Source organism: Altererythrobacter rubellus (genome assembly GCF_030284385.1).
Lineage (GTDB): Bacteria > Pseudomonadota > Alphaproteobacteria > Sphingomonadales > Sphingomonadaceae > Erythrobacter > Erythrobacter rubellus.
The window spans coordinates 1,206,837-1,219,943 of sequence record NZ_CP127221.1 but is presented as its reverse complement, the minus strand read 5'-3'; the positions used below and the strand labels follow the sequence as shown (position 1 = coordinate 1,219,943).

Here is a 13,107-nt window from a genome sequence, read left to right as displayed (position 1 = left end):
CTTCAGATTCGACCCTCGGCCGCCTTTTCCCAATTCTTGCCGTCAAAAGGCACGATTTTGGGAGCAAGCACCTCTGCATCATCGAGACAACGCAAGTTTACGCTCCAGTCATCCGGGTGCGAACGCGGCTGGTAGAAGCATTTGATACCGCAAGTCCTGCAAAAGAGATGTTCTGCCTCTTTCTTCCCGAAACGATAGCGCGCTTGCGCGTCAGGCGCGGCGATTAATACGAAGTCATCGTGCGGGATGAACAAGTGAACATAGGCAGTCTTGCTGCAGATCGAACAATTGCAATCCCACACTTCGGGGTTCGGGTCTGAAACAGCCGTGAAGCGCACTGCGCCACAATGACAACCGCCTGAAACCGAGACCTTTTCGCTCATTCAACAGTGACTGACTTGGCAAGGTTGCGGGGCTGATCGATATCCGTACCCTTCACACAGGCAACGTGATAAGCCAGCAGCTGAACCGGAATTGCATAGACCATAGGTGCGATTAGCGGGTGCACCCTGGGCATTTCAATGGTGGCCATGCAGCCCTCACCAGCCTCGGCCAGGCCTTTGGCATCAGAAATCAGCACGATCTTTCCGCCGCGCGCACGAACCTCTTCCATGTTGGAGACTGTCTTCTCAAACAACGGTCCTGACGGCGCGATAACGATGACCGGCACCTTTTCATCGATCAGAGCAATCGGGCCGTGCTTCATCTCGCCCGAAGCATAGCCCTCGGCATGGATATAGCTGATTTCTTTCAGCTTGAGCGCCCCCTCCATTGCGAGGGGGAAGTCCTGACCACGGCCGAGATAGAGCACATCGCGCGCTGGTGCAATTAGGTGCGCCATCGCAGCAATATCCTCGTCGTGATCAAGGGCTGCATTGAGCGAAGCCGGTACTTCGAGCAGGTGCTGAACCACCTCCTTCTCTTCCTCTCGGCTCATCCGACCTTTGGTCACCGCCATATGCGCCGCAAGCGCTGCAAGCACCGCCAATTGGCACGTGAATGCCTTAGTAGAGGCCACACCGATTTCTGGACCCGCATGCGTCGGAAGCAGCAGGTCCGCTTCACGCGCCATCGTGCTGGTCGGCACATTAACAACAACGCCGATGGTTTGCCTTGCCTGCTTGCAATGGCGCAGCGCCGCAAGCGTGTCTGCCGTTTCGCCGCTTTGAGAGATGAAGAGTGCCAATCCGCCATCCTCCAGCACCGGATCGCGATAGCGGAACTCACTCGCAACATCCACGTCGACCGGGAGCTTCGCAAAATGCTCAAACCAGTATTTGGCCACCAAACCCGCGTAATAGGAGGTGCCGCAGGCAACTATGGTCAGCCGCTTGATGGCTGAAAGATCGAAATCGAACTGCGGCAAAGCGACTGAATTGTCTGATCGGCGCAAATAGGATGTGAGTGTTTGCGCGACGGCTGTTGGTTGTTCGAAAATCTCTTTCTGCATGAAATGGTGAAAATTGCCCTTCTCGACCGCAGCAGCGGATGCACCCGAATGGCGCGTTTCGCGCTCAACGGGATTGTTTTCTGCATCGAAGATTTCTGCACCCTCTTGCGAAATGACTGCCCAGTCACCTTCCTCCAGGTATGAAATCTGCTGAGTCAGATGGGCCAGCGCCAGCGCATCAGAACCAAGGTACATTTCACCATCGCCGTACCCGACAACAAGCGGTGAACCCAATCGCGCGCCGATCAGAATATCAGGGAATCGGCGAAACGTAATTGCAAGCGAAAAAGCACCCCGAAGCTTTGGCAAAACCTCTGCTACAGCCTCCTGAGGTGTGAGCCCGTTTTCTATCCGCACCGAAATGAGATGGGCGACTATCTCCGTATCCGTTTCGCTCTTGTATGTGCGATTTTCACCTTTCAGCTCATCCCGCAGAGACTTGTAATTCTCTATAATGCCATTGTGAACCAATGCCAGTTCATCGGTCATGTGCGGGTGGGCGTTACTTGTCGTCGGGGCACCATGCGTTGCCCAACGCGTGTGGGCGATCCCGACGGATCCGGCGGCCGGTTCTGCGCCTAGTACCTCGACCAGATTGGCAAGTTTACCCGATGCCCGGCGGCGCACCAGCTCACCATCACTGATTGTGCACAGGCCCGCGCTGTCATAACCACGATATTCCATTCGGCGCAGACCTTCGACCAGTCGATCAGCGACCGGATCCGATCCGACTATTCCAATAATACCGCACATTGTTCTGACCCTGAATTGCTGTTTCGGATATGGCGGCGCTAGCGACCGCGCCCTTAACTAGAGATTGCCCTTACTTGTATTGGCCCCTGCTTCAAGCCATCTCCTTGTCGCCAGTGCTTTGATGCCAAAGAAAAATGCCAGCGCCAATGATTATACATGCACCGATCAAAGTGATTACATCAGGCACATCGCCAAAAAACCACCAGCCAAGAATAGTCGCAACCAACATCTGAATGTAGGATGCCGGCGCCACCTGGGATGCGCCGGCGCGCATAGTCCCGAGATAGACGAGCCAATGCGCCGTCGTTGCAGTCAGAGCCACGAAGGCACAACGCAACACGACATCGAACTGGGGCCACGAGATCGACAGTTCATCAATCGCAGAATACTCGCCAGCGATGGTCGCCATGATCAGGATTGGGGCAGCGATAACAGCCATATAGGCCTGCATCGCCAAAGCGCTGCCCGTGCCCGCAGATGCCCGGTTTGCAATAATCATCAATGAGAAAAACACAGCGGAAATCAACGGCAGGATTGCAAGCCAACCAATCTCAGCCAGATTGGGTCTGAGAATAAACGTCACACCGACCAATGCGGCAATGCATGCCGCCCAAACCGCTCTGTTCACTTTTTCGCCCAACAAAGGCCCGCTCAACACTGCTGTCAGCACGGGCGAGAGGAAGGTGATCGCCATTGTTTCCGCCAGGGGCATTACGAAGATCGCGGAGAAAAATGCCAAAGATGCGCCCGCGAGACAGAGGCCACGTGCGACTTGCAGCCAAGGCTTGTTCGGACGAAAGCCGGCTTTGCCTTCGCTCAGCCCAAGCAATGCACTGAGCGCAATGGCACCGATTGTGAAGCGCAGGGCTGCGACGGCTGTCACTGGCCAATCGCCTGCCATGCTTTTTAGCACCGCATCACCCACCGAAAGTGTGGCAAAGCCAATAACTGCAAGCAGAATCCCGGAACGCGTATCTTGCAATCTTCGCCAATCAGTTTGTGTGTTCAGGCCAGTCGTGGTTGATAGACATAATTCATGCCTGGGCAAGCCGATTTCGTCTTGGGCAAGCCTCGCTCAAAGCCACGCTGCCATAGGCGGCAATCTTAGGAAAATAATAAGGTTTCCCATTTATTCACCATTCATCGAGAGGCACTGTTCGCGAATTGTGGACATGCCGAATTGGAATTGAATCAGCCGCTTGGGGGCCAAGGAATGAGCGCATTCGGCAAAAAGACCGGACCTGGGGGAATGAAGCCCGGGGCACGTCCATCTTTTGGCGTTGCACGACCAATGAAGTCGGGCGAGAAAGCTGATGCCGAAGGGTCCGAAGAAAGGGGAGGCAATCAGTTCCCGCCGCTTCCGAACGGTGGTGGCTCGGCTGAGCCGGCGCCCGCCGCGCCTAAACCAGCGCCATCATCTGGCAATCCCAATTACGACGCGATGGCGCGCCTGTCTGAGCGCATGAATGCAACACATGCGACTGATTCGGAAGTCGGTGGCTTCGAAGCCAGCATTCACAAGATCAAAGAGCAAGTGCTGCCACGTTTGCTTGAACGTGTCGACCCCGAAGCCGCGGCCACGCTGACCAAGGATGAACTGTCGGAAGAATTTCGCCCGATCATCATGGAATTGCTCGCAGAGCTTAAGGTCACTCTGAACCGCCGCGAGCAATTCGCACTTGAGAAAGTACTGATTGACGAATTGCTGGGCTTTGGCCCGCTCGAAGAATTGCTCAACGACCCCGATGTTTCGGACATCATGGTCAATGGCCCGCAGCAGACCTACATCGAGAAAAACGGTAAGCTGAAGCTGGCCCCTATCCAGTTCCGCGATGAAAGCCACCTGTTCCAGATCGCGCAGCGTATCGTGAACCAGGTTGGTCGCCGCGTTGACCAGACCACCCCACTCGCCGATGCCCGCTTGAAAGACGGCTCGCGTGTCAACGTGATTGTGCCGCCACTGTCGCTCAAAGGCACAGCCATCTCGATACGTAAGTTTTCCGAGAAGCCGATCACCTTGGACATGCTCAAGGAATTCGGCTCGATGAGCGATAAGATGTGTACCGCGCTGAAGATCGCTGGAGCTAGCCGGATGAATATTGTCATCTCAGGTGGTACGGGTTCGGGTAAAACAACCATGCTCAACGCCTTGTCGAAAATGATCGACCCGGGCGAGCGTGTTCTGACCATTGAGGACGCGGCGGAGCTTCGCTTGCAGCAGCCCCACTGGCTTCCGTTGGAAACCCGTCCACCCAACCTCGAAGGCCAAGGCGCGATCACCATCGGCGACCTGGTGAAGAACGCCCTCCGTATGCGCCCGGACCGTATCATTCTGGGTGAGATTCGTGGCGCGGAATGTTTCGACCTTCTCGCCGCCATGAACACCGGCCACGACGGCTCCATGTGTACGCTCCACGCCAACAGTCCGCGCGAGTGCCTGGGCCGTATGGAAAACATGATCCTGATGGGCGACATCAAGATCCCGAAGGAAGCTATCTCGCGCCAGATCGCGGAATCGGTTGACCTGATTGTTCAGGTGAAACGTCTGCGCGACGGTTCACGCCGCACGACCAACATCACCGAAGTTATAGGGATGGAAGGCGACGTGATCGTGACCCAGGAACTGTTCAAGTTCGAGTATCTGGAAGAGAGCGACGACGGCAAGATCCTTGGCGAGTTCCGCTCAAGCGGCTTACGCCCTTACACGCTGGAAAAGGCGCGTCAGTACGGCTTTGATCAGGCGTATCTTGAGGCTTGCCTGTAAGGATAGCGGTCTATTGCGAGAATAGAGCTGTCGGCAACGAGAGCGCCAACAGGCCCCCTCCGATGATCGCGCATGCCAGAAACACGAGAGTCCACGGCACCCATCCCACACGATCGAGCCGCGCTAGCCGCTCGCGCCGCGAACGCAGACGGTCCATAATCAGTGCAAAAATCGCCACGGCAATGAAAACTCCTCCTAAAAGAGCGACTTGATGGGCTTCGCTGGCGAATAGAAACGGGTTTGAATTTTTCATAGGGCGCATTTGGAGGCACTGAAGACGAAGAGCAATGCTTTCCGCGCTTGCGTCACCTTTCAACCGCCTTACAGCGGGAGCGTGACCAGCGAAGCCCCTGCCCAACGCCCCATGTTTGCCTTGCTGATCAGGCTTGCCGCGGCTGCAACACTGTCGGTGATGGTAGCACTGGTCAAACTGGCGAGCGAAAGCGGCCTGTCACTGCCAGAGATATTGTTTTGGCGACAATTGCCAACAATCCCGATCATTCTCTTGCTCTTATGGAGCACAGGTAAACTGTCGCAACTGCGATCGAAGCGCCTTGGACAGCATGGCATGCGCGCTGCACTCGGGATCGGTGGCATGTTCCTGAATTTCGGTGCAGTCACATTGCTGCCTCTGGCAGAAGCTACCAGTTTCAACTTCACTTCAGCCATCTGGGCAGTCATCCTGTCCGCACTGATCCTGCATGAGAAAGTCGGGCTTTGGCGGTGGGGCGCGGTCGCGCTTGGCTTTGCCGGTGTCCTGGTGATTGCACAGCCCGGCAGCGGTCAGGTCCCTGTGTTCGGTGCCAGCGTTGCATTGGGTGCCGCGTTCATGATCGCGCTAATCTCTATCTATATCCGCGACCTGACCAAGACCGAGGGCTCGCTGACGATCGTATTCTATTTTGCATTGTTTTCACTGCTAGCACTGGCGATCCTCTTGCCATTTTTCTGGCAGACCAAGTCTGCCGAGCAGTGGTTTTACCTCATCGCTTTGGGCGTCAGCGGCCTGCTGGGGCAATATTTGCTGACCAGTGCCCTTCGATATGGAAGTGTGTCGAGCGTGATCGTGATGGATTACTCCGCGCTGATCTGGGCCGCACTGCTAGGCTGGTCGCTGTTTGATCGCTTGCCTCCGGCAACGACCTGGCTCGGCGCACCTTTGATCGTCGGAGCCGGCTTGCTGATCGCATGGCGGGAACAGCAGTTGAATATCGCCAGAAATCGATCTCACACGATCGAGCCATCCTAGCCGCTCGCGCTGCGAATGCAGCATATCGATGGAGTGAGGCAGCGGAGCGATGATCCACAGATCGCAGGTGGTTTGCGTCACGAATGATTGCTGCTGTTGCCGTGGCGTTCGGGTGGCGACTTGGCGCACCCGTAAGCAAAGGATACGCAAACTATGCGCAAGACGCTGATTGTAGCTGCGCTGGCAGCAATGACTTTGGCCACCGCCGCATGCAACACTGTGCGCGGCGTGAGTGACGACCTCAAGTCGGTCGCCGACGCGGTTGACGAAGAAACTTAAGCTTCGTCTATCCGGCGATACACCAGAATCAAGTTATTGGCGGGCATTTCGTAGCGGTTTGCTCGCCTGAAACCCGTTTGCGAAGCAAGTCTGTCGACGTCGATTGTCGAGCGCAGCCCCCATCGCGGATCGCGTGCCTTCAGACTTGCATCGAATCCCAGATTCGACTGCGCAGTCTCCACATCCGGTTCAACATAAGGTCCGTATAGGATCAGTGGCGCAGTACCCGTCAGCAATCGCGCGGCGCCCGCAAACAATCCCTCGCTCGCTTCCCATGGGCTGATGTGCACCATATTGATGCATAATATCGCATCAGCCTGATCAGTCGGCCACTGATCGGATAGCGCATCGAGTTGCAAAGGCGGGCGAAGGTTGGCGCTCCCTTCATCGTCCCGCCACGCCTCGATTGATGCGCGCGCCTCCTCGCTGGGGTCGCTGGGTTGCCAGATCAGATCGGGAAATCGCGACGCAAAATAAACAGCATGTTCACCGGTTCCACTCGCCACTTCGAGCACAGTGCCGGACGCAGGCAATTCCTTTGTCAGAACTGCTGCGATCGCATCACGGTTGCGCAAAGTGGCGGGCGCATACTTCTTCACAAGCGGCGCTAGCTGACCTGCCGCTCCTGCCCAGCCCAATAAGGCTCGCGCAGCTGCCGGCGCAGGATCTTTCCGGACGGGTTTCGCGGCATTTCAGCGATCACATCAACACTTTTGGGCGCTTTGAATGCGGCCACGCGTTCGCGCGCATAGGCGATGATGTCACCTGCCTCGACATTGTGGCCAGGCTTGCAAACCACGCATGCCTTGACCTCTTCACCCCATTGCTCGCTTGGCACGCCGATCACAGCAACTTCGGCGACTGCCGGGTGGCCGAAGATCGCGTTCTCGACCTCGGCCGGATAGACGTTTTCTCCGCCAGATATGATCATGTCCTTGATACGGTCTTGAATATAGATGTAGCCGTCTTCGTCCATGATCGCCGCGTCACCCGTGTGCAGCCAGCCATCCGCATCAATCGTTTCGCGCGTCGCATCGGGAAGTTGCCAGTATCCCGCCGTGTTCGAAGGTGACTTGACGCAAACCTCGCCGATCTCGCCCAGCGGCACCTCCTTGTTGTCAGGGCCGCGCACTTGAATCTCTGCACCCGGCACGGCCTTGCCCGCAGAGCGCATCCGCTGGTTGCCTTCGAGCGTGTGATCTGCGGGTGGCAGGATCGAGATCGTGCCCGATGTCTCAGTCATGCCGTAGGCCTGCAGGAACCCGGCATTTGGCATGGTTCGCACGGCTTCTTTCAAAAGTTCCAACGGCATCGGCGCAGCGCCATACATCAGATATTTCAGCGCGCTGAAATCGGTTTCTACCGCGCGCGGATGTTGTACCACCATTTGCAGGGCTGCCGGTACGATAAACATATGCGTGGCGCCATTCTCGATCGCTTCGAGTACGCCCACAGGCGTGAATTCTGCTTGTATGAGCGTGCGAATGCCGTTGACGATCGCAATGTTGACGAGGCCCGTCCCGCCAATATGCGAACACGGCATGGCGACCAGCATACACTCGCCACCTTCATAGAAATTCCATTCCAGCCCCGCTTCATTGCCCGGGTTACGCAGACCCAGCAAATTGGCGTTGGACAACATCACACCTTTGGGATTGCCGGTGGTTCCCGAGGTATAGAGCTGCAGTACGGGCTCGTCGTCGCCGACCCGCTCGTGCTCGCCCGGTTCGGTGGCTGCAATTGCCCTGCGCGTTTGCGCTTCGCCCATGACGATTGGATTGGCTGGCAATTCAGAAGCGATCTTCGCGGCAGTCTCTGTAAAATCCTCACCGGTAAAGACGATCTTCGCGCCTGTATCCTTCAGGATATAGGCGATCTCCGGTGGGGCCAACCGCCAGCCAACCGGTACCATCACAACACCTACGCGCGCAGAAGCAAGATAAAGCTGGCAATAAAGGTCAGAGTTCTTGCCAAGCCAAGCAACCCGATCTCCCTTGGTCACACCATTTGCCGCCATAAGCGCTATGATACGGCGCGTATTCTCCTCAAGCTGAGAATAGCTTGTCGTTCGACCTTCCTGCTCAAGTGCTGTGTCATCAGGGCGTGCGCGGGCCCAGAAATTCAGGATGTCGTCAAAATTGATGAAGGCGTGATAGGCATTCTGGCCCATGGCGTGATCTCTCCCCGTGATCCTCTTTTCAAGGACTCTAAGAGAAAACGCTCGGTGGGCAAACTGTTCCTTTGATCTGCTCTAGCTCCAGCGGCCCTGCGCGCGTGCCCTGCCCTCCCGGATCACCAACCACAGGAACAACCCAAGCGGGCCAGCCATTAGCGTGAAGAACAGGATCGGCGCTTGCAGGAAGCGCGAAAAGTCCTTTGCATCGGCATCGCGTGCGATCCAGATACCTACGAACAGATCAAACGCCAGATAGTGGATCCAGCCAACCGTAATACCGCCATCGCTGGCAAAGACCGCGCGGACACCTTCGATGCTGCTGAAATTGGCTGAACCATCGCCACCAACCGCGTCAAATGTGCCTGTCATGATCCCGATCAGGCCAAAAGCGTAGGTGAGGCTCAGACCGCCCACGATCAGGTAAAGAAGAGCGCTGAGCAAGGCCGGCCATCGCGGCAGAAACACTAGCGCGACCCAAGCGATGAGCGCGACCATATTGGCAGCACCGAAAATTGCGTCCCAGTTCATTCACTCTCTCCCGATTTTACCCACTCGCGCGCGCATCGCACAATCTGGTCATGCGTATGCGTAAACCTGCCCGATGCCTTTCGGCCCGCAAAACCCAGCGCTGCCTGCGCCACCACTCGGGCATCGATAGATCGGTAGTCGCGATATTTCCCACCCAGAAATGGATCGATCAGGGGCGCAATCAATTGCCCGATACCTTCGCCGGTTCGCTGGTCATTCTCTCTGGGACCGCGCAACAATCCCGGTTGCAAAAGGTCCAGACGCTTGAAGCCGATCCTGGACAGCTCTGCTTCAGTCTCACCCTTGACCCGCAGGTAGAAGTTCTTGGCGCGTGCATTGGCGCTGATGGAGCTGACCGCAACCATCCGGGTCACTCCCGCATCTTTGGCGGCGCGAGCTGTTTTGATGACAAGATCATGATCAATCGCGCGAAATGCCTCCTCGTCACCACCCACCTTTTTCATTGTCGTACCGAGCGCGCAGATCAATGCTGTGGGTCGCAATGCCTCGAACACGTCGCCCCATTTCTCAAGTTCGGCAACGAACAATTCCATCCGCGCGCCATGCGGCAGCTTAACTTCGCGACGTGCAATCGCCACCAGTCGTACGTCAGGCCTGCCGATGCATTCTTCGATCACACGCCGACCGACAAGGCCCGTTGCACCCACTAGCGCTACACGAAGTGGCTCAAACATTGGTCAATCCGTTCGGTCGTTCCCCATAGATTGCGGCACAGCGCTCAATCGCGAAACGGTCGCTCATCCCGGCAATGAAGTCAGCAATCATCCGCGCACGTTGAGGGTTTTCAGCAGGAAGATTCGCTTTCCATTCTTCAGGCATAAGGCTGGCGTCCTGAGCATAAGCTTCAAACAGTTTTGCCACCACCTCGTGCGCGCGCTTAGCGGCTGCCACCTGATCCGAATGGTAGTAAAGCTTGGCGTACATGAACTCTTTGAGGCCGCGCTCTTGCTCTGCGAAGGATGGCGAGAATCCACCGAGCTGGCGCCCTGCCCCACGCACTTCTTCAACCGAACCAATTCCGGCAACCTGCGCCTTGGTATGGGTGATGACATCATTGACCATCAGCCCGATCTGATCGCGCACCAGCTCGCGCTGCAACCGGTCACGCGGCGCATTGGGGTAACGCCTTTCAACCGCGCGCCATTGGTCCTTCAACAGATCAAGTTCGAGTAGATCTTCAAGCGCCAGGAAACCCGCGCGCAGCCCATCATCAATGTCATGATTGTCGTAAGCGATGTCATCCGCCACTGCAGCAACCTGCGCTTCCAGCGAAGGCCACTGCTCGAACTTAAGCGGGAAAGCCTCGTCCAGCTCCGCCAGAGCCCAGTTTGGGGCTTCGATCGGCCCGTTATGCTTGGCCAGTCCTTCAAGCAGATCCCAGGTCAGATTGAGACCGTCATGGCCGGGATACGGGCTTTCAATCCGCATGATCGTGCGCAACGATTGCGCATTGTGGTCAAATCCGCCGTGGCGCTCCATCGCTTCGCACAAAGCATCTTCGCCTGCATGTCCAAACGGCGGGTGGCCCAGATCATGCGCCAAACACAGTGCTTCAGTCAGGTCTTCATCAAGTCCAAGACTGCGCGCGATCACCCGCCCGATTTGCGCGACCTCAAGACTATGCGTCAGCCGCGTGCGATAATGATCGCCCTCTGGTGAGATAAATACCTGCGTCTTCGATCGAAGCCGCCGGAAACTCATCGAATGGATGATCCGATCCCGGTCGCGCTGGAATTCGCTTCGCGGACCACGCGCGCCGGCGCGCTCTTGCGGAAATTCGCGACCCCGACTGATTTCAGGATTGGCTGCGTATGGCGCTCTCATTGCCCGCAGCGACTAAGTTAACCGCGCGCCCGCGACAACAGGAACAATAAGGCAACACCGTTTAGCTGTGTGGATTATCGCGACGAAGCGTCGCCAATATCACCCCTCGGGCTCCGCAGGCATCAGCTGTTCAATCCATTGGCGCAAGTCATCGAAGCTTTGCGCGGCATGTTCCTGCTGCGGAATGTGACCGATTTCTGGATAAGCGACAAAAATATTGTTCGGAAGATGCTGCGCGTACCATTCACCCGCGGCGAGGGGTATCAACGCATCTTCTTCCCCCCACATGACCAATGTTGGAACCTCCAATGCCTCAATCTGCTCCTCCGAATAGACCACTCGCGGCGTAGCGAAACGCTGCATCGTTGCCTGCCGGTTGCCGGGCAAACGTGCGAGCTCCCAATAGCGGTCAATCTCAGCATCGGTCACAATGTCCTGGTTCGAGACTGATTGTGAAAGGCTTCGTTCGAAGATCGAGCGCGGCATGAAGTGGCGCGCCACGTCCCGCAGTACCGGCGTTTGCGCGATGCGGAAACCGAGCGGCGGCGGCCCATCACGCTCGATTGGCGCGCCGCTGGCATCGACCAGAACCAGCCCGGCCAACCGATCCGAATGCTCAAGCGCGTAACCAGCTGAAATCCATCCGCCCATGGAATTACCGCCAAGAATGAATTCCTCCACGCCAAGTGCATCCGCAACAAGGCCTACGTCCTTGGTGAAACTCGCCAGGGTATAGTCTTCATCGGGAGCAGCACCTGTCAGCCCATGCCCGCGCTGGTCATACCGGATCACGCGATAGTCAGCCTTGAGCGCCTCTACCCACGGTTCCCATGTGTGCAGATCCGCATTCGAACCGTGCAGCAAGATGATCGGCATACCATCACGCGCGCCTTCGTCGCGCAGATGAACGGTAAGACCATTGGAAAGCTCGACAAATTGCGAGGGCTCGCCTCCGTACTTGGCACGCATCTCCGTGGCATCTGTGTCTGGCGTTCGGAAGAACAGGAAAGCGATCACCAACAAAGCGACCAGTACGCCAAGAATTCGCAGCACCCACTTCATCCGAAACTCTCCACAAACAACTCAGCGCTTGGTGTGACAGCTAAACCCATGGAAATGCAAGCATAGGGAAATATCAGCGACCATACGAAGCCGCTTGAAGCGTGGGTAAACGACGAATTCGACGAGAAGAAAACACGACAATACGTCGCATCTACACTTTTGACCTTGTTAACAATCGCCTGCCAGATGTGTGCACGCGTAGCTTGGAATGCGTATACAATCACGGGAGGTCTTCCACTTGGCTGGTATCTTGGACATTTTCCCGGCACTTGGGCGGTTAACCTTCCGCGCGATTTTTCGACCCAAAGTCCTGCCCAATGGCAATGCGATTTCCAGCTTCAAACATGTGGTAACTGCCAAGGATGATCGGCCTCTCGGAGCCGATAGAATTCCATGATACGTCACACCTCCTCAGCAAGCCATCTTGGGCTACGCGCTACTTCCGTTTGCCCTGTTTCCTGTGACCTTTCTTTTGATCTATTCCAGTGCCAATGGAGTGATCGATCTCGACGAACTATCCTACGGGTTGGCGGTTCTTGTCTGGCTCGCCTGCCAATTCTTTTTGGCGGCGATTTTCATCCCTTGGGCGAACAGCTGCCTAGGGGAAATCCGCAACCAAAGATACTTTGAGCCGGAAGGCTCCGACCCACCGGCCTAGTCCAGAAACGTCTCAAAGGCGCAGCTACCGCCAGCGCGAACGAGCACTTCCAGCGCTTCACGATCTTCAACGCGTTCAAGCCGTGTCAACGCCTCCCGCCCGCTTAACGGAACGACATCCTCGCCCTCTTCAGGCCCCAACCGTTCAAGTTTTCTTAGTTGAGGCAGTGTCAGTCGGTCGACCATCTTGGGTGCCATGCATTCGGCCATTTCCGGGCTGACACCGGCGTCTGTCAGAGCTCGCTCTACGCGCCGCTCAGTCACACGGTCGAACGCGCCGAGGTAATACGCCGCACCGACACCAGCCGCGATCAATAGAAGAAAGATCAGGAGTTTTCGCAAGC

At 56.6% G+C, this 13,107-nt stretch carries 15 protein-coding genes; 3 read left to right on the top strand and 12 right to left on the bottom strand.

Annotated elements, in window-relative coordinates:
* Positions 1-2 precede the first annotated feature (2 nt).
* From QQX03_RS06185 to QQX03_RS06175, 3 genes are all read right to left on the bottom strand, one after another.
* Positions 3-383: a GFA family protein gene (locus QQX03_RS06185; protein WP_285974895.1), complete on the bottom strand. Its 381-nt coding sequence runs from the start codon at positions 381-383 to the stop codon at positions 3-5.
* Positions 380-2,203: a glutamine--fructose-6-phosphate transaminase (isomerizing) gene (glmS, locus tag QQX03_RS06180; RefSeq protein ID WP_285974894.1), complete on the bottom strand. Its 1,824-nt coding sequence runs from the start codon at positions 2,201-2,203 to the stop codon at positions 380-382. Before glmS ends, QQX03_RS06185 begins: the two co-directional genes overlap by 4 nt.
* A gap of 91 nt (positions 2,204-2,294) precedes the next feature.
* A complete protein-coding gene (locus tag QQX03_RS06175; protein ID WP_285974893.1) occupies positions 2,295-3,185 on the bottom strand; it encodes a DMT family transporter in 891 nt (296 codons plus the stop codon).
* Positions 3,186-3,416: 231 nt separating this feature from the next.
* On the opposite strand from QQX03_RS06175, the gene QQX03_RS06170 reads away from it, so the two are divergent.
* The gene (locus tag QQX03_RS06170; protein WP_285974892.1) at positions 3,417-4,967 is read left to right on the top strand and encodes a TadA family conjugal transfer-associated ATPase; all 1,551 of its coding nucleotides are present in this window, start codon (positions 3,417-3,419) and stop codon (positions 4,965-4,967) included.
* Between the two features lie 10 nt (positions 4,968-4,977).
* Here QQX03_RS06170 and QQX03_RS06165 read toward each other — a convergent pair whose 3' ends face one another.
* Both QQX03_RS06165 and QQX03_RS06160 read right to left on the bottom strand, forming a co-directional pair.
* On the bottom strand, positions 4,978-5,145 hold the full coding sequence (locus QQX03_RS06165) for a hypothetical protein (protein ID WP_285974891.1): 168 nt from the start codon (positions 5,143-5,145) through the stop codon (positions 4,978-4,980).
* 143 nt (positions 5,146-5,288) lie between these two features.
* Positions 5,289-5,468 (bottom strand): hypothetical protein, encoded by a 180-nt coding sequence (locus tag QQX03_RS06160; protein ID WP_285977024.1) that lies wholly within the window; start codon positions 5,466-5,468, stop codon positions 5,289-5,291.
* Between QQX03_RS06160 and QQX03_RS06155 the strand changes: the two genes are divergently transcribed.
* Together QQX03_RS06155 and QQX03_RS06150 are read left to right on the top strand one after the other, a co-directional pair.
* Positions 5,389-6,216 (top strand): DMT family transporter, encoded by an 828-nt coding sequence (locus QQX03_RS06155; protein ID WP_285976972.1) that lies wholly within the window; start codon positions 5,389-5,391, stop codon positions 6,214-6,216. The genes QQX03_RS06160 and QQX03_RS06155 overlap by 80 nt on opposite strands.
* A gap of 153 nt (positions 6,217-6,369) precedes the next feature.
* Positions 6,370-6,495 (top strand): hypothetical protein, encoded by a 126-nt coding sequence (locus tag QQX03_RS06150; protein WP_285974890.1) that lies wholly within the window; start codon positions 6,370-6,372, stop codon positions 6,493-6,495.
* Here the strand turns inward: QQX03_RS06150 and QQX03_RS06145 are convergent.
* The 7 genes from QQX03_RS06145 to QQX03_RS06115 all read right to left on the bottom strand — a co-directional run bounded on the left by QQX03_RS06145 (position 6,492) and on the right by QQX03_RS06115 (position 13,105).
* Complete coding sequence (locus tag QQX03_RS06145) at positions 6,492-7,094, bottom strand: DUF938 domain-containing protein (protein ID WP_285974889.1); 603 nt, start codon at positions 7,092-7,094, stop codon at positions 6,492-6,494. The genes QQX03_RS06150 and QQX03_RS06145 overlap by 4 nt on opposite strands.
* 8 nt (positions 7,095-7,102) lie before the next feature.
* Entirely contained in the window at positions 7,103-8,665 is a 1,563-nt protein-coding gene (locus QQX03_RS06140) for a long-chain-fatty-acid--CoA ligase (RefSeq protein ID WP_285974888.1), read from the bottom strand.
* 81 nt (positions 8,666-8,746) lie between these two features.
* Positions 8,747-9,199, bottom strand: coding sequence for an ABA4-like family protein (locus QQX03_RS06135; protein ID WP_285974887.1), 453 nt, complete (start codon positions 9,197-9,199; stop codon positions 8,747-8,749).
* Positions 9,196-9,894: an NAD(P)H-binding protein gene (locus QQX03_RS06130; RefSeq protein WP_285974886.1), complete on the bottom strand. Its 699-nt coding sequence runs from the start codon at positions 9,892-9,894 to the stop codon at positions 9,196-9,198. The genes QQX03_RS06135 and QQX03_RS06130 overlap by 4 nt, the downstream gene beginning before the upstream one ends.
* Complete coding sequence (locus QQX03_RS06125; protein ID WP_285974885.1) at positions 9,887-11,044, bottom strand: deoxyguanosinetriphosphate triphosphohydrolase; 1,158 nt, start codon at positions 11,042-11,044, stop codon at positions 9,887-9,889. Before QQX03_RS06125 ends, QQX03_RS06130 begins: the two co-directional genes overlap by 8 nt.
* 99 nt (positions 11,045-11,143) lie before the next feature.
* Positions 11,144-12,106 carry an alpha/beta fold hydrolase gene (locus QQX03_RS06120; protein ID WP_285974884.1) on the bottom strand — a complete coding sequence of 321 codons (963 nt, stop codon included), beginning with the start codon at positions 12,104-12,106 and terminating at the stop codon, positions 11,144-11,146.
* A 654-nt stretch (positions 12,107-12,760) separates the two neighbouring features.
* Positions 12,761-13,105: a hypothetical protein gene (locus tag QQX03_RS06115; protein WP_285974883.1), complete on the bottom strand. Its 345-nt coding sequence runs from the start codon at positions 13,103-13,105 to the stop codon at positions 12,761-12,763.
* Positions 13,106-13,107 lie beyond the last annotated feature (2 nt).